23 protein-coding genes are annotated in these 21423 nt (G+C 68.3%); 16 read left to right on the top strand and 7 right to left on the bottom strand.

The features are described 5' to 3' along the window. Positions 1-3 precede the first annotated feature (3 nt). The gene (gene aroA / locus CH42_RS12010; RefSeq protein WP_053353358.1) at positions 4-1509 is read right to left on the bottom strand and encodes a 3-phosphoshikimate 1-carboxyvinyltransferase; all 1506 of its coding nucleotides are present in this window, start codon (positions 1507-1509) and stop codon (positions 4-6) included. 44 nt (positions 1510-1553) lie between these two features. Between aroA and CH42_RS12005 the strand changes: the two genes are divergently transcribed. Next, positions 1554-2168, top strand: coding sequence for a sigma-70 family RNA polymerase sigma factor (locus CH42_RS12005; protein WP_156316697.1), 615 nt, complete (start codon positions 1554-1556; stop codon positions 2166-2168). Beyond that, positions 2165-2422, top strand: a complete 258-nt coding sequence (locus CH42_RS12000) for a zf-HC2 domain-containing protein (protein WP_053353356.1) — start codon at positions 2165-2167, stop codon at positions 2420-2422. The genes CH42_RS12005 and CH42_RS12000 overlap by 4 nt, the downstream gene beginning before the upstream one ends. Positions 2423-2442: 20 nt before the next feature. On the opposite strand, the gene CH42_RS11995 is transcribed toward CH42_RS12000, so the two are convergent. From CH42_RS11995 to CH42_RS11980, 4 genes are all read right to left on the bottom strand, one after another. Next, positions 2443-3363: an alpha/beta fold hydrolase gene (locus CH42_RS11995; RefSeq protein ID WP_053353355.1), complete on the bottom strand. Its 921-nt coding sequence runs from the start codon at positions 3361-3363 to the stop codon at positions 2443-2445. A gap of 9 nt (positions 3364-3372) precedes the next feature. Further along, entirely contained in the window at positions 3373-3741 is a 369-nt protein-coding gene (locus CH42_RS11990; protein ID WP_239684033.1) for a Fe-S oxidoreductase, read from the bottom strand. Beyond that, positions 3738-4619: an arginase family protein gene (locus CH42_RS11985; RefSeq protein ID WP_075205359.1), complete on the bottom strand. Its 882-nt coding sequence runs from the start codon at positions 4617-4619 to the stop codon at positions 3738-3740. The genes CH42_RS11990 and CH42_RS11985 overlap by 4 nt, the downstream gene beginning before the upstream one ends. Positions 4620-4685: 66 nt before the next feature. Further along, positions 4686-5522, bottom strand: a complete 837-nt coding sequence (locus tag CH42_RS11980; protein ID WP_053353352.1) for a DUF3097 family protein — start codon at positions 5520-5522, stop codon at positions 4686-4688. A 192-nt stretch (positions 5523-5714) separates the two neighbouring features. On the opposite strand from CH42_RS11980, the gene CH42_RS11975 reads away from it, so the two are divergent. Genes CH42_RS11975 through CH42_RS11965 form a run of 3 tightly spaced genes read left to right on the top strand, consistent with a single transcriptional unit; the run spans position 5715 to position 8761 of the window. After that, positions 5715-6239, top strand: coding sequence for a hypothetical protein (locus CH42_RS11975; protein ID WP_156322547.1), 525 nt, complete (start codon positions 5715-5717; stop codon positions 6237-6239). A 24-nt stretch (positions 6240-6263) separates the two neighbouring features. Beyond that, positions 6264-7586, top strand: a complete 1323-nt coding sequence (locus CH42_RS11970; protein ID WP_082309417.1) for an MFS transporter — start codon at positions 6264-6266, stop codon at positions 7584-7586. A gap of 41 nt (positions 7587-7627) precedes the next feature. After that, positions 7628-8761 carry an enoyl-CoA hydratase/isomerase family protein gene (locus CH42_RS11965; protein ID WP_053353350.1) on the top strand — a complete coding sequence of 378 codons (1134 nt, stop codon included), beginning with the start codon at positions 7628-7630 and terminating at the stop codon, positions 8759-8761. Between the two features lie 13 nt (positions 8762-8774). On the opposite strand, the gene CH42_RS11960 is transcribed toward CH42_RS11965, so the two are convergent. Further along, on the bottom strand, positions 8775-9131 hold the full coding sequence (locus tag CH42_RS11960; RefSeq protein ID WP_053353349.1) for a VOC family protein: 357 nt from the start codon (positions 9129-9131) through the stop codon (positions 8775-8777). An 85-nt stretch (positions 9132-9216) separates the two neighbouring features. Here CH42_RS11960 and CH42_RS11955 point away from each other — a divergent pair, with 85 nt between their 5' ends. From CH42_RS11955 to CH42_RS11940, 4 genes are all read left to right on the top strand, one after another. Further along, positions 9217-10083 (top strand): DNA-methyltransferase, encoded by an 867-nt coding sequence (locus tag CH42_RS11955; RefSeq protein ID WP_053353348.1) that lies wholly within the window; start codon positions 9217-9219, stop codon positions 10081-10083. Continuing rightward, positions 10080-11678: a MocR-like pyridoxine biosynthesis transcription factor PdxR gene (gene pdxR / locus CH42_RS11950; RefSeq protein WP_075205358.1), complete on the top strand. Its 1599-nt coding sequence runs from the start codon at positions 10080-10082 to the stop codon at positions 11676-11678. The genes CH42_RS11955 and pdxR overlap by 4 nt, the downstream gene beginning before the upstream one ends. A 4-nt stretch (positions 11679-11682) precedes the next feature. Then, entirely contained in the window at positions 11683-12405 is a 723-nt protein-coding gene (locus CH42_RS11945) for a metal-dependent transcriptional regulator (RefSeq protein ID WP_082309438.1), read from the top strand. A 148-nt stretch (positions 12406-12553) separates the two neighbouring features. Further along, positions 12554-13210: a hypothetical protein gene (locus CH42_RS11940; protein ID WP_053353346.1), complete on the top strand. Its 657-nt coding sequence runs from the start codon at positions 12554-12556 to the stop codon at positions 13208-13210. Positions 13211-13252: 42 nt separating this feature from the next. On the opposite strand, the gene CH42_RS11935 is transcribed toward CH42_RS11940, so the two are convergent. Further along, positions 13253-13573 carry a GNAT family N-acetyltransferase gene (locus CH42_RS11935; RefSeq protein ID WP_053353345.1) on the bottom strand — a complete coding sequence of 107 codons (321 nt, stop codon included), beginning with the start codon at positions 13571-13573 and terminating at the stop codon, positions 13253-13255. Between the two features lie 61 nt (positions 13574-13634). On the opposite strand from CH42_RS11935, the gene CH42_RS11930 reads away from it, so the two are divergent. The 7 genes from CH42_RS11930 to CH42_RS11900 all read left to right on the top strand — a co-directional run bounded on the left by CH42_RS11930 (position 13635) and on the right by CH42_RS11900 (position 21382). Beyond that, entirely contained in the window at positions 13635-14291 is a 657-nt protein-coding gene (locus CH42_RS11930; RefSeq protein ID WP_156322546.1) for a hypothetical protein, read from the top strand. Beyond that, positions 14281-15912, top strand: coding sequence for an adenosylhomocysteinase (locus CH42_RS11925; protein ID WP_239684032.1), 1632 nt, complete (start codon positions 14281-14283; stop codon positions 15910-15912). Before CH42_RS11930 ends, CH42_RS11925 begins: the two co-directional genes overlap by 11 nt. Then, positions 15909-17234: an amidohydrolase family protein gene (locus CH42_RS11920; RefSeq protein ID WP_053353343.1), complete on the top strand. Its 1326-nt coding sequence runs from the start codon at positions 15909-15911 to the stop codon at positions 17232-17234. Before CH42_RS11925 ends, CH42_RS11920 begins: the two co-directional genes overlap by 4 nt. Positions 17235-17302: 68 nt before the next feature. Beyond that, positions 17303-18133: an ABC transporter substrate-binding protein gene (locus tag CH42_RS11915; RefSeq protein WP_053353342.1), complete on the top strand. Its 831-nt coding sequence runs from the start codon at positions 17303-17305 to the stop codon at positions 18131-18133. Between the two features lie 7 nt (positions 18134-18140). Next, positions 18141-19025 carry an amino acid ABC transporter permease gene (locus CH42_RS11910; protein ID WP_053353341.1) on the top strand — a complete coding sequence of 295 codons (885 nt, stop codon included), beginning with the start codon at positions 18141-18143 and terminating at the stop codon, positions 19023-19025. Then, on the top strand, positions 19022-19789 hold the full coding sequence (locus tag CH42_RS11905) for an amino acid ABC transporter ATP-binding protein (protein WP_053353340.1): 768 nt from the start codon (positions 19022-19024) through the stop codon (positions 19787-19789). Before CH42_RS11910 ends, CH42_RS11905 begins: the two co-directional genes overlap by 4 nt. Positions 19790-19909: 120 nt before the next feature. Next, a complete protein-coding gene (locus tag CH42_RS11900; RefSeq protein WP_053353339.1) occupies positions 19910-21382 on the top strand; it encodes an MDR family MFS transporter in 1473 nt (490 codons plus the stop codon). The last annotated feature ends 41 nt before the right edge of the window (positions 21383-21423 follow it).

Below are 21423 nucleotides of genomic sequence, written 5' to 3'. Positions count from 1 at the left end.
CGGTCAGATCCCTTCGAGGAACCCGCGAGCGGCCCGGCCAAGCGCCCCGAGGTGGGGAGCAACGGTGGAGCCCGCCTCGAAGGCGACGTCGATCGCTGCGCCTCTGGTCTCCGTGGTCGACGGGCGGGTGAGCATGCGGTCCCAGAGCTCGGTAAAGCGGGGGAGGGTCTTCGCCGTGGAGGCGACGTCTTCGACCTCGACGCCGGGAATACGGAGGCCGATGAGCGCCCCGGTGGTTGCCATGCGATGGTCGGCGTAGCTGTGCCAGACGCCCCCGTGCAGTGCGGCGGGCCGGATCGCGATGCCGTCTTCGAGCTCTGACGCGTTGCCCCCGAGCGCGTTGATTTCTGCGACGAGCGCGGCGATACGATCCGTCTCGTGATGACGGATATGCCCGATGCCCGTGATCTCGCTGGGTGCTCCGTCGGTGCCGTCGGTACCGTGCGCCGCGAGCGCGGCGAGCCCGATCAGAGTCGGGGCAAGTTCACCGGCCTCGGGAACGTGGATTGACACTCCCGGAACGTTGCCGTCGCCGCGCACCGTGAGCGATCCGTCGGCCCCGTGCTGCACCTCGGCTCCGAACTCTGCGTGCAAAAGTGTGCGCAAGAGGTCGCCCACCTGCGTCGTCTCGGTCGGCCAGAGCGGCACGGTGACGGAACCGCCAGCGGCGATCGCGGCGGCCAGGAACGGTGCGGCGTTCGACAGATCGGGCTCGATCGTGACATCGGCGGCCCGGATCGCCCCGGGGTGCACGATCCATTCGCCGACGGCAGGTGTCTCGACCGAGACTCCGCGGGCCCGCAGTGCGGCAAGGGTCATCTCGATGTGCGGCAGGCTCGGCAGGCGGTCGCCCGTGTGCACGACGTGCACGCCCTCGGAGAAACGGGCCCCCGTGAGCAGCAATGCCGAAACGAACTGGCTCGAGAGCGAGGCATCGAGTTCGACTCGGCCGCCGCGCACACCGCCGGTGCCGTGCACCGTGAAGGGGAGCGCTCCGCGGCCCTCGTCGGCGATGTCGACGCCGAGTGCGCGCAGCGCGTCGAGCACGGGGCGCATGGGACGCTTGCGCGCGTAGGGATCGCCGTCGAACGCGACGGGGCCGAGCGCGAGCGCGGCGACGGGAGGCACGAATCGCATGACGGTGCCCGCGAGCCCGCACTCGATGGTGGTCGACCCCGTAAGTTCGGCGGCCGGTGTGACCCGCAGGTCGGGATCTGCGCCGTGCGCAGCGGGGATCTCCTCGATCTCGGTGCCGAGCGAGCGGAGTGCATCGACCATGAGCGCGGAATCGCGGGATTTCAGGGGTGCCTGCAGCAGGCCCGGCCCGTCGGCGAGCGCCGCAAGTACGAGCTCTCGGCCGGTCAACGACTTCGACCCCGGGAGCGCCACGGTCGCGTGCAGCGCGCCCTCGGCGACCGGCGCCGGCCAGTGCGCGGCAGCACCCTCGACACCCTCTCCGGTGCCCGTTCCTTCGCCGTCTTTTCCGGGGTTCATCTTCGCGATCAGCATCGTCGTCGAGTCTACCGGTCGTGCTCGACAGTAGGATCGAGAGTGTGAGTGATACCGCAGCGCAGGCGAAGCTGGAACAGCGCTTCACATCGGAGGCGCTTCCGATGCTCGATCAGCTGTACGGCGCAGCTATGAAAATGACGCGAAACCCTCAGGATGCGCAGGATCTGGTGCAGGAGACCTACCTGAAAGCGTTCTCCGCGTTCGCGTCGTTCCAGGAGGGAACCAACCTCAAGGCGTGGCTGTACCGCATCATGACGAACAGCTACATCAATACCTACCGCAAGAAGCAGCGGGAGCCGCATCTGGGGGCGGTTGACGAGCTCGAGGACTGGCAGCTGGGCGGAGCCGAATCGACGACCGCCATGTCATCTCGATCGGCCGAGGCCGAAGCGATCGACCGCACGCCCGACTCGGTCGTGACGCAGGCGCTCAACGCGCTGCCCGAAGACTTCCGCATGGCGGTCTATCTGGCCGACGTCGAAGGCTTCAGCTACCAAGAGATCGCTGACATCGCGGAGGTGCCGATCGGCACGGTGATGAGTCGATTGCACCGCGGCCGGGCACGATTGCGGAAGACCCTCGGGGAATACGCGAACGAGCAGGGCGTTGGACTCAATGCGGGAACGAAACCGACGAAGAAGGGAGCAGCGCGATGAGTGATTGCGAGCAGGCCAAGGCGAATCTGTACGAGCTGCTCCGCGGCGAGCTCTGCGCGGAAGAATCGGCGCCGATCAGAGAGCACATCGCCGAGTGCTCGTCGTGCCAGAACGAACAGCACGTGTGCGAACAGCTCACGAGTGTCGTCAAACGCGCGTGCGCCGAAGAACGGGATAGCAACTGCCCGCCTGTCGACCTGCGCAACGCGATTCTGCGGAGCCTGCAAGCCGAGGAGCCCGGCGCGGTCGTGTGACCTGAGCGGGCGGGCGCTGGTCAGCCCTGCATCAGGCTGCGAACGGCATCCGCCAGTTCGCGCGGAGCCGCCTCGTGGAGGTTGTGGGGGCCAGTCAACGTGATGACTGCGCTGTGCGGCAGCGCCTCGCGCCACTGGTCCAGGTGATCTGTCGTGAGCATGCCGTCTGACGCCGCGATGAGCGCGAGGGACACGTCAAGCGATTCGAGCGACGCCCAGATCTGCGCGTACGGCTGCGGATCTTCCGGGTTGCCCGCGGCGGGAAGCCCGTCGAGATGCGCCAGGTGGTGCGTCCACTCAAGGCGTCCGTCGGGCCGCAGTCGCGTATTCAGCGTCACGCCACGGGTGAGCGCGGTGCGGTCGCGGCCGATGCCGAACCGCTCGGCGCGTTCGACGATCTCGGCGATGCTGCCGAAGTCGCGCTGGCCCTGAATGAACTCGCGCACGACCCCGGCGTCGCGCGCCGGTGAGACACCGGGAGTCATATCGACGAGGATCACCTGACGTACAAGTTCCGGTCGTGCCGCGGCAGTAAGCGCGGCAGCCAAACCCCCGAGGGAGTGGCCGAGCAGGATGACGGGTTCGGGCGCGAGATGCTCGATGGCGTCCGCGATGTCGACCGCGAGGTGATCCGGTCGGTAATCGGCGTCGTCGCGCCATGAGCTGCGCCCGTGTCCGGGCAGATCGAGTGCGAGCGCGGGGCGGTCGAGCGCCAGCAGCATCGGATCGAAGCTGTGCGCGTTGAGGCCGGCGCCGTGCAGCGTCACGAGCTCGGGTGCGAACGCACCGTCGAAGCTGAGCCCGCTGACTGTTCGGTGATCCGCCGTGCTCGCAGTCACTCGGGAGACCGGCGGCAGCGGGGTGGTGCGGCCGACTCGAGCGGCATCGCCATCGAGAAATCGGAACTCGTCGTCGGAATCGGGTGCCGAAGGAGCGCTCATGCTGGCAGTCTATGCGTCGCGGACGTAACCGCCGTCGCGCAGACCGGCCTCGATCTCGAAGCGATTGCGCAGGGGGTCGCGGCCCGCGAGCGCGTAGAGGATCGGCATCGCCATGCCATAGTGCCGCCATTGCTCGCGGTGCACGCGTTCGTGCCGCAGTACGCGTTCGGAGACGTTGCGATCGGTGAGGTAGCACCCGCCGACGCAACTGCCACCGCGCCCGAATGTCCACTTCGGCATGCCCTGGAACACCCACAGCCCGTCGCGTCGTTCGATGCGTCCCTGGCTCCAGATCGCGCCCCAAATGAAACCGACGGCGGTGGCGTAGGCATACCCGAGTCGGGCGAGCGGCCAGGCTCGGCGGGTGCCCCGGGTCACGCGTCGGATCCGGCGACTCGGGGGCCCGACGCAGATGTCAGGGCGGCCAAGATGCGAAGTACCGTCGGCAGATCTTCGGCGCCGCGGTCGCGGTCTGCCGGGGCGAATTCGCAGATCGCCGCACCCGCCAGCGGCACCGAGCTCACAGCGGCGCGGATCGCGTCCGTCAGCTGAGCGACGGTGAGCCCGAATGGCACTGGCGCGTGCACCGAGCCGAACTCGGCCGGGTCGAGCACGTCGAGATCGAGATGCACGTAGACGGCGTCGGCCCCGGCGATGCGCTCGCGGATCGCCGAGACGAGCGCAGCTGTGGGGTCGTCGGCGAAGCTGTCGATCTGCAGCAGGTGCAGACCGCGCGATGCGAGTTCATCGTCTTCCTCGGGATCGATCGCACGTGCGCCGACGAGCGTGACCGTCGCCGGATCCAGCGGCGAGCTCGACACGAGGTCGGGTGCTCCATCGCCGAGCGCGTGGCGCAGGGTCATGCCGGAGGCCGCGCCGGAGGGAGAAGTACTCGGATGCTGCAGATCGGGGTGGGCGTCGAACCACAGCACGGCGAGGCGCTCGAAGGTTCGCGATGCCGCCTCGAGGCCGGGCAAGGATGTCGCGCAATCGCCGCCGACGATGATGGGCGGGCGCCCGTCGGCGTGCACCGGCTGCAGTTCGGCGCGTGCTGCATCTCGCGCGCGGATCAGGCTGCTGAGGCGCGCGACCGGAGTTCCCATCGCATCACCCGCCTCGAGCGGCACCTGCACCTCGCGCAACGCCGAGGCCGGGAGGTCGTCGCGAAGCATTTCGGCCCCCTCGGCGAGCTGCATCGCTCGCGTCGACGGGGATCCCTGCCACTGGGGCATGAGCACAAACATCGGTCGAGTCACCGCAACCTCCTCAGAGATCCAACTCCTCCAGAATACGCGCGCGCAGCCGTGTGATCGCTCTGGGCGTCACCCGACGGTGACGAAGTCGATCAGGTGCTCCACCCGGCCGACGAGTTCCGGCTCCAGGTCGCGGAAACCGCGCACCCGACCGCGGATGCGCGACCAGGCGTCGGCGATATCCGCGGGTTCGTCACCGGGCCACCCGAGCGCTCGGCAGATCCCCGACTTCCATTCGATGCTGCGCGGGATCACCGGCCATTCCTGCAACCCGACCCGCTCGGGTTTCACCGCCTGCCAGATGTCAACGAAGGGGTGGCCGACGATGAGTACGTGCCCGCCGTGGGGTCCGCGCGCGATCGCATCGGCGATCCTCGTTTCTTTGCTGCCGGTCACCAGGTGATCGAGCAGCACCCCCGCCCGTCGATCGGCAGCCGGCCCGAATTCGGCCAGCACCTGTTCGAGGTTGTCGGCCCCCTGGAGGAGCTCGACGACGACGCCCTCCACGCGGAGATCGTCGCCCCACACCTGCTCCACCAGCTCGGCGTCGTGCTTGCCCTCCACGAAGATGCGACTCGGCATCGCGACGCGCGCCCGTTGCTGCGGAGCGGCGAAGGACCCGGAAGCGGTGCGCTGCCGACCCGCAGGGCGAGCCGCTGGTCGCACGAGCTGCACCGGCACGCCGTCGATCAGGAACCCATCGGTCAGCGGGAACGCGCGCACCTTGCCGCGGAAGTCCTCGAGCTGCACCAGGCCCTCACGCGCTCCGACGATCGCGCCGCACCACTCCGATTCCGTGTGCTCGACGACGAGACCTTTTGCGAGCGGCACCTCACGGCGTTCGACGGGCCCGCGACGCGGCTTCATGCGAGCGACGGGGTCGAGGTCATAGCGGTCGTCGAACATGGCTCGAGACTATCTGTGATCGCCCCCATCACGCGTGCGGCACACTGCCAGGCGGACGCATTGCGAGGCGAGACGGCGAACCCCTAGATTGGGAAGTGATCGGGCTCAAGAACGTGGGGGAGCCTGCGATCGTGCGAGCGATTCGGGATGGGGCGCTGAGCACCGCCACCGATGATTTTCGAGGAGCACGCGATGCGCATACGCCACCACCGAACCCTCACAGCGGTCACTGCGGCCGTGATCTTGCTCTCCGGGTGTAGTGCGCTGGAACCCGAATCGACGAGTGCCACGACGCCGACCACGCGCCCCGAGGCAGCCTGGCAGGTCGCCAAGCGGGAGGCGCAGCGCCTCGAGACCGTCGCGGTGGGTCTGCTCGCGCCCGATGCGGTCGCCACCATCGAACAGGCGAACACCGGAACGATCGAACCGTGCAACTCCCGTGAGTATCGGTGGCGCGGAGGCACGACCGTGCAGCTGCGCGAATCGGTGCGAGCGGATCAGGTCATCGCAGATCTGCAGGCCCGCCTCACCGAGAACGCGTGGAATGTGCAGGGCGACAGCGACGTCATGCGCACGCCGAGCATCATCGCCAGTGACCCCGAGACACGAACGCGCCTGCACATCACGACCGACGTCGATACCGGCACCGTGCGATTCGCGTCGGCCTCGCCGTGCTTCGATGCCGCCGACGATGTGACCGCCGGTGACGGGTACTGACCTGGCGCCGTCTAGTCTGGTGCGGTGAGTGATGTCCCCGAACGCCGCCGTCGTTCCCTGCGGTCGTTGCTGGTCGACACGACGCCGCTCCGCGCGAGTCCGGCGTTCGCGAAGCTCTGGACCGGAACATCCATCGCGCAAATCGGTGCGCAGGTCACCATCGTCGCGGTCGGGCTGCACATCTATGAACTGACCCACTCGACCTTCGCCGTCTCGCTCGTCGCCCTGTGGGCACTCGGGCCGATGATTCTGGCGGGGTTCGTGGGCGGTGCCCTCGCCGACGCATTCGACCGGAGACTCGTGGCACTCGTCACGGCCGTCGTCGCCTGGGCCAGCATCGGCACGATGGCCGTGATTGCGTTCGTCGACGTGCAGCAGACCTGGCCGTACTACGCGCTCGCCGCCGTCAACGCGGCCTCGGCAACCATCATGGGTGCCACCCGCGGCGCGATGCTGCCGCGGCTGCTGCCCGCGCAGTTGCTGCCCGCCGCCGCGGCGCTGAGCGGCATCACCATGGGGCTCGCGATCACCGTTGGCCCGGCGGTGGCCGGAGTGCTCGTGGCGAGCGTGGGTGTGCCCTGGACATACTTGCTCGACGTCGTGCTGTTCTCAGCCGCATTCCTCGGCATTCTCAGCCTGCCGCGCATGGCGCCCGAGGGGAACCGGGTCTCGCCGGGCTGGAGCTCGATCATCGGCAGCCTCAGATTCTTGAAGCGCGCACCGAACGTCCGCGCGACGTTCATCTGGGATCTGGTCGCGATGATCTTCGGTACCCCGCGCGTCGTATTCCCGGCAGCGGGAGCACTGGTGCTCGGCGGCGGCCCGGTCACCGTCGGCGCATTGACCGCCGCCTTCGCGCTGGGCTCGCTCGTAAGCGGGCTGTTCTCGGGCCCGCTGGGCTCGGTGCGGCGGCAAGGGCGCGCGGTCACGCTGGCCGTCGCGAGCTTCGGCGTCTTCACCGCGCTCTTCGGCCTCGTGCTGCTCATCACCGCGCTCTCCGCTGGCACCGAGGATCGCATCGACCACGCGATCATCCCCGCGATCGTCTGGGCGGGTCTCGCACTGGCGGGCACCGGTGCCGCCGACAACGTGAGCGCCGTGTTCCGCACGACGATTCTGCAGGCGGCCGCACCTGACGACGTGCGCGGGCGCATGCAGGGGCTCTTCTACGTGGTGGTGGCGGGCGGCCCCCGCGTGGGCGACCTCCTGGCGGGCGGTATCGCGACCGCGATCGCACTCTGGGCGCCCCCGCTCTTCGGAGGGATCGTGATCCTCGGCATCATGCTGGTCCTGCTGCGGGCGGCACCGGGATTCCAGCGCTACGACGCGCATCGCCCGACGCCGTGAGCACGCCCCGGCGCCGGCTGGAGCGGTGATACGGTGCTGCCATGAGCGCCGCACCCACCCACGCCGCCCCCGGCTCGCCGCAGCCGCCACTCGTGATCGCCCGTCGCATCGGTGCGATCACCCACGTGACGCTGAACCGACCGCGAGCGATCAACGCGCTGACGAGTGAGATGTTCGCGCTGCTCGACGCGGCGCTGTCGACGGCGCAGCACGACGGATCTCGGGCAATTCTGCTCGACGGCGCCGGCGAACGCGGCTTCTGCGGCGGAGGCGATGTCAAAGAGATCTCGAGCGGAGACACCCGCGCCATTCTGTCGAGCGAATACGCCGTCGACGCGGCGATTGCGACCGCATCGGTGCCCGTTGTCGCGGTCATGGACGGCATCACCATGGGAGGCGGCATCGGACTGGCCGGCCATGCCGCAGTGCGCATCGTCACGGAGCGCAGCCGACTCGCCATGCCCGAAGTGCGGATCGGAATCGTGCCCGATGTCGGCGGGCACCTGCTGCTTGCGGCTGCACCCGGGCGACTCGGAGAATTTCTCGCGGTGACCGCAGGCGAAATGACCGGGGGAGACGCAATCGCGCTCGGATTCGCAGACGTATTCGTGCCGTCAGAACGTCTGCCCGCGTTGGCTGATGCGCTCGCCGCAGAAGATGAGATCACGGGCGACGCACTCACGGACGTCGAGGCGGTCGTCGCGAGGTTCGCGGAACCAGCCCCGCCCTCGGCGCTGCTCGAGGTGCAGGCATGGTGGGATTCGATCGCTGAGCAGGCGCTCGGGGGAGCGCCGGGCAGGGTGTTTGCGGATCCGGCCGGAGCAGCGCTCCGACTCGCCGACGCGCTGGCCGCTGCGGGCTCGCCCGAAGCTGTGAGCACCGCAGAGATCATGCGTGCCATGAGCCCGACCTCCGTGGCGATCACACTCGCGCAGATCGAACGCACCCGTGACGAGCGGCTCGACCTCGCTCAGGTGCTCGCCGATGACCTGCGCGTGCTCGGTCGGCTCGGTGCGCTGCCCGACTTTCGCGAAGGCGTGCGCGCGCAGGTGATTGACAAGGATCGCGCGCCCCGGTGGAGCCCGGCGCGGCTTGAAGATCTCAGCCCCGAGGTGCTCGCCGCGGTGCTTGACCCGGCGGCGCGAAAAGATGAGGCGACGCTTCGCCCTGCGTGAACTGACCCGACACTCAGTGCGGATCGCCGATGCAGAACTCGTTGCCATCGGGGTCGGCGAACGTGTCCCAGGAGAATCCGGCCTCGCCTCGGCGCCCGAGATGTCGAGCGCCCGCGGCCACCCACTCGGTGACGAGCGCGGCACGGTCGACACTCTGATCGACGTCGAAGTCCAGATGCAAGCGGTTCTTGCCCGCGGTGGGGTCGTCGACCTTTTGGAAGCCGATCGCCGCGGGGAGCTGAGGAGCGCGCACGATACAGAACCAGCCATCCGCCTCATGCACGATCTCACCGCCGAGTCGCTCGGCCCACCAGCCGGCGAGTGCGCGCGGATCGGCCGTATCCATCGTGATCATGCTGAGCCCCACCATGAACTGCTCCCTTCGTCGGTGTGCGTTGCGCTCTACCGTACGGGGTGGCACCGACATCTGCGACGAGCGGTAGCCTGAGAGTGTGATGGAACCGTGGAGCATGAACGGGCCGAACCGGGTGCTGCAGGGCGACAATCTGCCGATCCTGCGCGGCTTGCCGACGGCGGCGTTTGCGGTGGTGTACCTCGATCCGCCGTTTAATACGGGGCGCGCTCGTCGAGCGGAGCGGGTGCGTGGCACACGCGTGACCGGCCCCTTGGCGCCCGACTCGGGTGACCGACTCGGCTTCCGTGGTCAGGGGTATCGCGTGACCCGCGAGATGACGCACGCCTACGACGATCGATTCGTCGATTACTGGGATTTCCTCGAACCGCGCATCGAAGAGGCCTGGCGGCTGCTCGCGCTCGACGGGCTGCTCTACGTGCACCTGGACTATCGCGAGGTGCACTACGCGAAGGTGCTGCTCGACGCGCTGTTCGGCCCGGAGTGCTTCATCAACGAGCTGATCTGGGCATACGACTACGGCGCGCGCACGAAACGCAAGTGGCCGACGAAGCACGACAACATTCTGGTGTACGCGAAGCACCCCGATTGGTACACGTTCAACGCTGATGCGGTCGATCGCGAGCCGTACATGGCCCCAGGGCTCGTGACACCGGAGAAAGCGGCGCTCGGCAAGCTGCCGACCGATGTGTGGTGGCACACGATCGTGTCGCCCACGGGCAAAGAGCGCACGGGGTATCCGACGCAGAAGCCGGTCGGCATTATGCGCCGCATCATCCAGGCGTCATCACGCACGGGCGATTGGGTGCTCGACCCCTTCGCGGGGAGCGGCACCACCGGGGCCGCCGCCGCCGAGCTCGATCGGCGCTTCGTGCTCATCGATGACAATCCTGCAGCGACCGAGGTCATGCGCGAACGTCTCGGCACGGATGGCGTGCAGTACGCATGAGCGCGGCGTCGGAGCGGTCGGGGCGTCTGCGCGACGTCGGCGGAAGTCGGGGCGTCGCCTCCTTTCCGGTCACGCTCGACCGCGACGCGAGCTCGCCACTGCCCGTGCAGCTCGCGGCGTCACTGCGTCTGGCGATCGATGCCGCGACGCTGCGCCCGGGGGAGCCGGTGCCCGCCACGCGTGAACTCGCGAGCCGGCTCGGTATTGCCCGCGGAGTGGTGGTCGCCGCCTACCAGCAGCTGATCGCCGAAGGGTACTTGAGTGCGGCGCAGGGGCGCGCGACGCGCGTGAATCCCGATCTCGTTCCCGCTGACGCCCCGACGGAATGGGTGTCGGGCGCGGGGTCTGATGCAGGAGTGGCCGCGGCAGACGCTTCGACGGGTGCAGGAGCATCCGAGCCGCCACTCGAATCGATGCCGCCGGCCCCGCTCGCTCCCGGCGTCGCGATCACCGATGGCGTGCTGGGTTCGGCTTGGCGGGCGGCGTGGAAAGACGCCGCGGCGGCGTTCGACGAAGTCGCGACGGCGGCACCACCGCTCGGCGTACCGGCATTGCGCAGCGAGATAGCGGATCACCTCCGACGCATGCGAGGCACCCGTCGCACGCCCCGCGACGTGATCGTCACCGCGGGCACTCGTGACGGGCTCTGGTTGCTGTTGACGTCGATCGGCGGCAATCGGGGTCGTGAGCTGGTCGTCGGCGTCGAAGATCCCGGCCTGCCCTCGCTGCGCGGGGTCGCGGCCCGTGCGGGCGCGCGCATCGTCGCGCTTCCGGCCGACGATGAGGGCCTCGATACGTCGCGGCTGCCGCGCGGCATGCTCGATGCGGTGATCGTGACACCGAGCCACCAGTATCCGTTGGGCGGATCGCTGCCGCTCACGCGCAGACGCGAACTGCTGGCCTGGGCACGCACTGAGGGCGTGGTCGTCGTCGAAGACGATTACGACTCAGAGCTGCGCTACACCGGGCAGCCGCTGCCCACGCTCGCTGCACTCGATGATCCGCAGCGCGGCGTCGTCGTGCTGCTCGGCACATTCTCGCGCACCCTCACACCGGCGCTGGGCGCGGGGTACTTGATCGCGCCGCAGCCGCTGCGCGCCCGCATGGAGCCGGTGCGGGCAGAGCTCGGGTCTGCGGTCTCGGGGGTGGTGCAGCACGCACTGGCCCGATATCTCGCAAGTGGGGCGCTCAGACGCCATACGGCGCGCATGCTGCGGCGGTATGCCGCGCGTCGCGACCTCGTCTCCGAGCGCCTCGCGGGCCTTCCGGGAGCGCGCGTGAGACCCATGGACGGCGGCCTGCATGCGGTGCTCGAGTTCACGGATCCGCCAGAAATCTCGCACGCCCGGGAGGCGCAGGTCACGGCTGCGGCACGTGACGAGGGTCTCGCGGTGGAAGCGCTGAGCCGGTACTGGCAGCGCCGCGAGGCGAACGGGATCGCCGGTCTCGTGCTCGGTTTCGGCGGATCCGACGATGCTGCGTTCGACGCGGCATTGCGGCATCTGCGCGCTCGGATTCTCGCGGAGTCGGGTGCCCATGAGGGCCACGTGAGGCGTGCCGGATCATCGAGAGCTGATGCCGGGCACGTATTCTGATGACGTGAGCGTCGACGATCTCTCCCCGAGCATGCAGAACTACCTCAAGGTGATTTGGGGGCTGCAGGAGTGGTCGGACGCGCCCGTATCGAACTCGGCCATCGCGGAATCCGCGGGGGTGCGGCTCTCCACGGTCTCGGATGCGCTCCGCAAGCTGTCAGACCTGGAGCTCGTCGGGCACGCCCGCTATGGCAGCGTCACTCTCACTGATCTCGGCCGCGTCCATGCCGTGTCGATGATCCGTCGGCACCGTCTGATCGAAACATTCCTCGTGCGGCATCTCGAGTACGAGTGGGACGAGGTGCATGACGAGGCCGACCGGCTCGAGCACGCGGTGTCGGATGCGTTGATCGATCGGATGGATCGCGTGCTCGGGTTTCCGACGCGGGATCCCCACGGCGATCCCATTCCGAGCGCTTCGGGGGCGGTGCACCGACCCGATGCGGTGCAGCTCATCGCGGCGCCCGCGCCCTGTCGCGTGCGTGTCGAGCGCATCTCTGATGCCGACAACGGCATGCTACAGTTTTTCGCGAGTCGCGACATCGTGGTCGACGCGGTTCTGCATGTGCTCCCGGGGCAGCCGTACTCCGAGACCGTGACGGTGCGTGTCGGGGATCTCGAAGCCGTTGCCGAGTCAGACGATGCTTCCGCCGTCAGCCTCGGCCCGGCCGCAGCTGCATCGGTGTGGGTGTCTCTGGAGACGACGCCGGAACGTTCGCGACCCTGAGCCGGCGACCCCGTCGTGTCGTGCGTGGCGAACACCCCGCACGACACCGGCACTGCTGGGCGCGCCGTGAGCCTGCCGGAATCAGGGCACCCGGCCGAGCATGCGCGATAATGATTCGGAGTGGCCTCCACGGCCGGGAAGGAGCGCGATGTTCGGCTGGCTCAAGAACCGCAAGCGGAAGTCGTCGCGCCCACCCCGCCGGCTGCCGAGACGCGTGCTCGCGCCGGTAGAAGAGATCGCCGAGCAGGGGCTTCTCGTCGCCGATGTCGCGGTGCGCATGACGGTCAAGAACGCGATCATCATGAACGCGCTGAAGAAGCACGTTGATTACGACGCCGCGCAGATCGTCGACATGGTGCGCGAAGCCACCGTCGATCTTGCGGTCGAACGGGAACGGGATGCGCAGCACATCGCGCGCATGCGCGGGGAGATTCGCGATACCGGTCGCAGCTCGTGGAGCGAGTCCGATTACGGCAACGACGACAATCGCACACTCCGCCACCGCCAGGAAGTGTACGAGAAGGTCGCCGAAGAGCTGCGCGCGCGAGCGGCAGACGAGGCGTACCTGGACTCGGCGGCGGAACGCGCGCGCAGCATGGCCTGGGACGAAATCGGCACCTCGCTCGCCGATCGCGCGCAGCATCCCTATTACAGTGGCGGCGACAACGACGAGTACCGCGACGAGCGCGATCAGCGCATTCAGCAGTTGATCGAGAAAGATCTCACGGCGCTCGTGCAGCAGCACTCCGCGCCGCCCGCGAAGAAGGGCATGTTCAAGCGCAAGGATCGCGACGGGGCCGAATAGTCCAGCGGGTCGCGGGTGGGCCCCGCGTTCCGAACGGTTCGGTCAGCCCGCGTCGCTGACGAGTTCGGGGTGTCGCTCGAGGTACCCGGCGATGAACCAGCACGATGCGCGAATGCTGCGTGCACCGACCGCGTCTCCGGTGACCGCGCGATGCGCGAGGAGACCCGAGATGCCTGATCCGCGCAAATCGGGAGCAACGACGGTGTGGTCGAAATCGATCTCGCCGTCTCCGAGCAACGAGTAGTGCGCTTCGCCGACGAGACGGTCACCCTCGGCATACACCGCATAGCGAGCGCGCTCCGGTTCGTGCACGATGGTGAAGCCGGCGGCGGCGGCTTCCGCTTCGTTCTGATATCTCGACATGGCGTCAGCCTACTGCCGGAGCGCGGCGCGCGGTCAGTAGGTGGTCAGTAGTCTGGGGGGCATGCGTGTATCGCTTCGTGTGTTCGTGCCGCTGGGCGCCATGATGCTGGTCTGCGGCCTCACCGGATGCGCTGAGGAGGCTCCGGAGCCGCAGGAGCTCACGGTGTCGCAAGCCGGCGCGAAGTATCTGGATGCGGTGTGCCCGGTCAACGCCGCCTGGGACGACGCCGATGTCGCGCTGGACCGCCTGCGGTTGGAAGCGGATCGTGTCGTCGAGAGCGACTCCCGCGACTCCGAGAACGTTGACGTCACCGACTTCGCGAATCGCATGCGCGCGGTCGCGAAGCAGAGTGCCGAAGCTGCGTCTGCCCTCACCGCCTCCAACACGCTCTGGCCAGACGCTGCAGCCGACAGCATCGCCGAGGTCGCCCGCACGCTGCACGATGACGAAGACCAGGCGGCTCGCGTCGCGCAGCTGAGCGCCGAAAAAGCGCTTGACTACCGCTGGGAAGGTGCCGAAGACGTGGGGAGTGCGGCCGCATCCGCGCGTGCCGCACTCGGGTTGCCCGATGACGCCGATGCGGCGTGCGCGGAATGGCGTGATGCGTCGGATGACGCGGAATCGGCTGCTGACTCCGCGTCGCCGACACCGGGTGCGTCCACGTCACCAGACGCGAAGGACTCGAAGAACTCGAAGGGGGAGACCCGTGACCCGTGATCCTACTGCTGCACTGCGCAGCGAACGCGCGGTGCGATCCGCAGCTCGCGTCGGCAACCGATTGCTCGCGGGGCGCACCGCCTCCGTTGCGATGTCGGACGCCGAGCTGCAACACGAACTCACGCGGGTGCTTCGGGGCATGGGCGTGCGTCTGCGAACGGCCGGTGGCCACGTCGATTTCGCGTTCGTGGATCATGCCGATCCTGCAGAGAGTTCTGCGGTCAGCGCAGATCGCGGCGGCCGCTCGAATGGACTCCCCGGCGTGCGCATCGGGCTCGACGGTTTCACGGAGTCGGTGCGTGCAGCCGACGCAGAGTCGCGGATCGCCTGGGCGGTCGCCGGCATGCCCGCAACGGCGGCGCTCGCCGACGAGGTGCGCGCAGCGGCATCGCACCGAGACGACGGCGCACGTATCGGCGTGAGCCTCGTTCTCGAACCGAAGACGGCGGCATTCGCCCGCACGCTGGCCGATGCCGGATGCGAGGTGGCGGTCTTCAGTGCGGTGTCGGAGACCGACCCCGAGATCGCTGCGGCGCTTGCGGGTGACGGCCGTGTCGCGGTGTTCGCCCCGCAATACGCGGTCGATGCCGCGAATGTCGCCGAGGTCGACGCGCGGCACGCCGCAGCACTGCTCGACTGGGCCCCGGCCTATCTCGTCGATGACGGGGCGCACCTGCTGCGGCTCGCCCACACGGAGCGGCGCACGGCGCTGGCGGCGCTGCGAGGCGTCGCTGAAGAGACGACGAGCGGCGTGCGACCCGTGCATGAGATGGCGTCGCTCGGTGCACTTCGGGTGCCGGTGATCGCAGTCAATGACGCTCGCACCAAAACAGATTTCGACAACCGGATCGGCACCGGCCAATCGTGCGTCTTCGCGATCGGAGACGTGCGCGATCACGCCGCCGGGCACGACTACCGCGGGGTGGCGGGCGAGCACTGGGTCGTCTACGGGTACGGGCCGGTGGGGCAGGGCGTGGCACGATTCGCCGCCGCACTCGGTGCTCGCATCACGGTCGTCGAACGCGATGCGGTGCGCGCGCTGTCGGCCGTGCACGACGGGTACGAGGCCGCGACCGCCGCGGCATCGCTTCCGACTGCCGACGTGGTGGTCAGTGCGACGGGTGTGTGGCACACGATCGGTGCGGCCGCGTTCGCGCTCATGCCGGCCGGCGCAGTGGTCGCGGTCGCGGGCGGCATTGATGACGAACTCGCGCTGGACGAGCTTCGCGACGCGGGCTGGAGGGCGGCGATCGTGGGCCCCGACATCGTGGAGTGGCGCGCTCCGGGCACCGACGGCCCGGGCCCGCGAGTGCTCGCGTGCGGCGGCGGGATCAATTACACCGCAGCCGAGGGCAACCCGATCGAGGTCATGGACTTGTCGTTCGCCACCCAGCTCTCGGCGATCGCACGACTCATCGCGTCCGAGGACGCCGAGCCGCGACTGCACACGCTGTCGGTCGATGCCGAGGATCGCGTGGCCCGTGCCGCACTCGATGCGCTGGGGGCCTCGATCGAGCCGTCGCCCGTTGACGCGCGACCGGGGGGCGCCGCGCAGCACTGGACCGTGCACCGCTATCGTGCGGGGGCATCGGAGCCGAACGCCCTACACTCGAACGGGTGAACCCTCGAGCACCGATCGTCGTCTACAGCGCGGCCCTCGTCTTCCCAGTGACCAGCCCCCGCATCATCGACGGTGCGGTCGCGGTGCAGGAGGACCGCATCGTCCATGTGGGCGATCGGCGGTGGGTGCTCGAGGTGCTCGCCGAGCGGGGTGCGTCGTTCACGGAAGAGCGCTGGGACGGGGTGCTCGCACCTGGTCTGGTCAACGCGCACACGCATCTGCAGTACACGGGAATGCGCGAAGTCGCCGCCCGCAATTACACGGGCTTCGATCACTGGGGCGATGCGTTCGACGCGGTGTACGCCCGCGAGTCGCACGATTGGGCCGCGGCCGCAGCCGAGGGCGCTCAACTCTCGCTCGCCGCGGGCGTGACCGCCGCGGCGGACGTCGTGACCGACCGAGAAGCGCTCAGCGCACTGCACGACGCGGGCATGCACGGCATCGCCTACTGGGAGGTCTACGGGGCGAACAACGCCGACTGGACCCCGGAGGCGAAGGACGCCGTGCGCGAGCAGATCCGGAACATTCCGACGCCTCCCGGCGCCGGCGTCTCGCCGCACGCACCCTATTCGCTCGAGGTGCAGCCGCTTCTCGAGCTTCCTGACATCGTGCGGGAAGAAGGGTTGCGCCTGCACATTCATCTCGCCGAGGCCCACATGGAGCGCGAGTTCGACGGCATCGACGGCTACGTGGGCGCCGGCCCGGGCGGGCACGGGGCCTGGCCCGAACTCGGCGCCGATAGTTTTCGCGCGCTGCGGTCGCACGGCATCGGTGTCTCATCGACGCAGTTCGTCGACCACCTTGGGGTGCTCGGGCCCGACTGCCACATTGCGCACGGCGTCTACGTGAGTGCCGAAGATCGCGCGCTGCTGCGCGCTCGCGGCACGAGCGTGGCACTCTGCCCGCGGTCGAATGAGGTGATCGGGCTCGATATGCCCCCAGTCGCCGCGTACCTCCGCGAGGGCAACGCCATCGCGGTCGGCACCGACTCGCTGTCGTCATCGCCGTCGCTCGACCTGCTCGCCGATGTTGCCAAGCTCTACCAGGTCGCGCGTGCGCAGGGATACCGCGGCGACGATCTGCACCAGCGACTGTTCGGCGCGGCAACCCTCGGCGGGGCGACCGCACTCGGGCTGAACGTGGGTAAGCGTCGCATCGGCCAGCTCGGCGTCGGCGCCATGGCAGACCTCGCATTCTTCGCAGTTCCCGTGCACGACCCCGATGCGGCGCTGGCCGAACTCGTCGAAGCCGGCGCCGGGCGGGCGCGGCGCACGATCATCGGCGGCGAGGAGCGTTACCGATCCGTTCATCACGCCCGGTGATGTCTCGTAGAATGAACCCCGTCCGGATGCCCGCGATCCTGCGCGTCCGCCCGAAGCCAAGGAGTTCCATGTTCCGCACGTCACGCCTCGCCTCGACTCTCGCCGTCGGCGCAGCAGCGATGCTCGCTCTTTCCGCATGCACCAGCGGCGCGACCGGCGATGACGCCGGTGTCGGCGCGGTGACCGAGGGCAAGCTCACCATCGCCACGGGTGAGCCCGCCTACGCGCCGTGGGTGATTGATGATGCTCCGGAAAGCGGCGAAGGTTTCGAAGCTGCGGTTGCCTACGCGGTCGCCGATGAGCTCGGGTACGCGAAGGACGACGTCGAGTGGGTGCGCACCAGCTTTGACGCCGCGATCGCGCCGGGGCCGAAAGATTTCGACCTCAACATTCAGCAGTTCTCGGTGAGCGATGAGCGCAAGCAGGCCGTCGATTTCTCGTCGCCGTACTACACGACGACGCAGGCCGTCGTCGCCGCGGGTGGCACGGACGCCGCGAAAGCGACGAGCATCGCCGACCTGAAGAACGCGACCATCGGCGTCGCCTCCGGTACCACCTCGCTTGAGGTCGCGGAGCAGATCATCGCGCCGACCCAGGAACTGCAGGTCTTCAACTCGGTCGACGACACCGTCGCCGCACTGAAGAACGGCACCATCGACGCACTGGTCACCGACCTGCCGGGCGCGTTCTACGTGCGAGACGCCCAGCTCGACGACGGCGTCATCGTCGGCCAGCTCGATTCGCAGTCGGGCGGCGATGACTTCGCCTTCGTGCTGCCCAAGGGCTCCGCGCTCACCGCCGACGTCACGAAGGCAGTCGACGCGCTGCGCGAGAACGGCACGCTCGATGAGCTCGCCGCCGAGTGGATCGCCGACCAGGGCGCTCCCGTACTGAAGTAGTTGTCGGGTGACCCACTCACCTGATCGGGCCGGCTCGTCGGTCACGCAGCTCGACGGCGTCAGCCAGATCGAGCTCGATCGACGCGCGTACCGACGGTCGCGCGGGCAGCAGTCGGTCCTGATCAGCATCGCGAGCACGCTCGTGTTCGCGACGCTGATTCTGCTGGTGCTGGTGAACAGCCCCGGCTGGGAGCGGGTGCGCGAGACGTTCCTGGATCCGCAGGTCGCGGTCGAGTCCTTCCCGCGCGTGATCAAGGGATTGTGGCTCAACATCCAGGTGCTGTTCGTCGCGGTGATCGGCGTGGCCGTGCTGGGCACGCTGCTCGCGATTGCTCGGACGCTGCGCGGCCCAGTCTTCACCCCGATCCGGTTGCTCGCGGCCGGCTACACCGACATTTTCCGCGGCATCCCCGTACTGCTCGTGCTGTACCTGGTGGGTTTCGGCATTCCCGGGCTCGAGCTGACCGGGCGACTTCCCGCGCAGTTCTGGGGCGCGACCGCCCTCATCCTCTGCTATTCGGCCTATATCGCTGAGGTACTTCGAGCCGGCATCGACGCCGTGCACCCGTCGCAGCGTCTGGCGGCCCGCTCGCTGGGGCTCAGCCACGCGAAGACGCTGCGGCTCGTCGTGCTGCCGCAGGCCGTGCGCAAGGTCACGCCCGCCCTCATGAACGACTTCGTCTCGCTCCAGAAAGACGTCGGACTCATCTCGGTGCTCGGCGCGGTCGACGCGGTGCGCGCCGCACAGATCGAGTCGGCGTCCGCCTACAACTTCACCCCCTATGTCGTCGCTGGGGTGCTGTTCGTGCTGCTGTCGCTGCCCTTCATTCGCATCACCGACTGGGTGACGGCCCGGGCACAGCGACGCGAACAGATCGGAGGTGTGGTGTGACCGCGCAGGATCACCTAACCGACCCCGTGCTCGACGTGCAGGGGGTCGTCAAGCGCTTCGGCGATCAGGCCGTACTCCGCGGCATCGATCTGACCGTGCGCCGGCACGAGGCTGTGGTGCTGATCGGCGCGTCAGGTTCAGGGAAGTCGACGCTGCTGAAGACGGTGAATCTGCTCGAGCAAGTCGATGACGGGCGGATTCTGCTCGCCGGTGACGACATCACCGATCCGCGTGCCGATGCCGACACCGTGCGCGCTCGAATCGGCGTCGTCTTCCAGCACTACAACCTCTTTCCGCACATGACCGTGCTCGACAACGTCACCCTCGCCGCGCGAAAGGTCTTCCGCACGCCGCGAGCCGAGGCCGAGCGCCGCGGGCTCGAACTGCTCACCCGCATCGGGCTCGGCGAGAAATCGGGGGAGTACCCCGATCGTCTCTCGGGTGGTCAGCAGCAGCGCGTTGCGATCGCGCGTGCGATCGCAACCGATCCCGAACTGTTGCTGCTCGATGAGATTACGAGCGCGCTCGATCCGCAGCTCGTGGGTGAGGTACTCGATCTGGTGCGCGAGCTGAAAGAGGCTGGGTCAACGATCGTGATGGCAACGCACGAAATGTCGTTCGCGCGGCGCGTCGCCGACCGGGTGGTCTACCTGAAAAACGGTGTCATCATCGAGTCGGGCACGCCCGAGCAGATCTTCGAGCACCCCGAGCGCCCAGAGACGCGGGAGTTCCTCGCACGACTCGGCGATCCGTTCGGAACGTAAACAGTTGGGGATCCGCGGAATGGAAACCCGCGGATCTCGGTTAGACTCATACGTCTGCCTACGAGGAGCTTCGCGCGCTCCTGGCCCGGGGCAGCGTCGTCTTCTCGAGGAGTGCCACTCTTGACACCCGATACCGCTTCCGTACGCACGCCGAAATCGGCGGGCGACACCATCGACCCCGCAGGCATGCGGGTCATCTGGCTGCTGCTGATCGCCGCGTTCGTCGCGATCCTGAACGAAACCACGATGGCGATTGCCATTCCCGAGCTCAACGTCACGCTCGGCATTCCGCCCGAGCTGGGGCAGTGGCTCACCAGCGCCTTCATGCTCACCATGGCCGTGGTCATCCCGACGACTGGCTTCATGCTGCAGCGCTTCACCACCCGTCAGGTGTTCCTGGCGGCCATTTCCACCTTCGTGCTCGGCACGCTCATCTGTCTCGTCGCGCCCGGGTTCAGCGTGCTGCTCGTCGGCCGCGTCGTGCAGGCGGCCGGCACCGGCATCATGATGCCGCTGCTCATGACGACCGTCATGAATGTCGTGCCGCCGCAATCGCGCGGCCGCATGATGGGGCGTGTCGGCCTCGTGATCAGCCTCGCACCCGCGCTCGGCCCGACGCTGTCGGGCGTCGTGCTCGACACGCTCGGGTGGCGCTGGCTCTTCGGCATCATTCTGCCGATCGCGATCATCGCGCTGCTGTTCGGTGCCAAGTGGATGACCAATCTCGGCGAGACCACGCACGCGCCGATCGACGTACTGTCGATCGTGCTCTCGGCGCTCGCCTTCGGCGGCATCGTCTTCGGGCTCAGCCAGTTGGGCGGACACGGCGCCTCGACGGGCGGCCCTGCGATGACCGCCATCATCATCGGCGGCGGAGTCGTGTTCCTCGCGCTGTTCGTGTGGCGCCAGCTCGCGCTGCAGAAGAAGAACGATGCACTGCTCGATCTGCGCGTGTTCCGCTCGAGCAACTATGTGCTGTCGGTCATCATCATGGCGATCATCTCGCTGGCGATGTTCGGCACGTTCTCGCTGCTGCCGCTGTACCTGCAGAACGTGGCGGGGCTCGACCCGACCCAGGCCGGCCTCGTGCTGCTGCCGGGCTCGGTGCTCATGGGCGTCCTCGGGCCGGTCATGGGGCGCATCTACGATGCGCGCGGCCCGAAGACGCTGCTCGTGCCCGGCACGATCTTGATCGCCGCGGCAATGTTCGTGTACTCGACCGTCGGCACGCACACGCCGATGTGGTTCCTCATGATCGTGCAGATCGCGATGTCGCTGGGTCTTGCGGGCTCGTTCACCCCGCTGTTCTCGGCATCGCTCGGCTCGCTCGAGCGTTCGCTGTACTCGCACGGATCCGCCGCACTGAACACGCTGCAGCAGGTGGGCGGTGCCGCGGGCACCGCCGTGCTGATCTCGATCTACTCGAGCTTCTTGCACGCCGGTGAGGCCGAGGGTCTCGCCACCGCCGATGCGGGTGCGCCGGGTGCGCACGCGGCGTTCTTCACCGCGGCGTGCATCGCGGTCGTGCCGATCGTGCTGGCATTCTTCATCAAGAAGCCCGAAGAGACCTCGGGCGGACACGGCGGGCACTGACCCGTTCGGCGGGCGGGGTGCTGTCTGGCCCTGCCCGCCCC

It is taken from the genome of Leucobacter musarum subsp. musarum (assembly GCF_001273845.1).
GTDB lineage: Bacteria > Actinomycetota > Actinomycetes > Actinomycetales > Microbacteriaceae > Leucobacter > Leucobacter musarum.
This window is presented reverse-complemented; position numbering and strand designations above follow the sequence as displayed.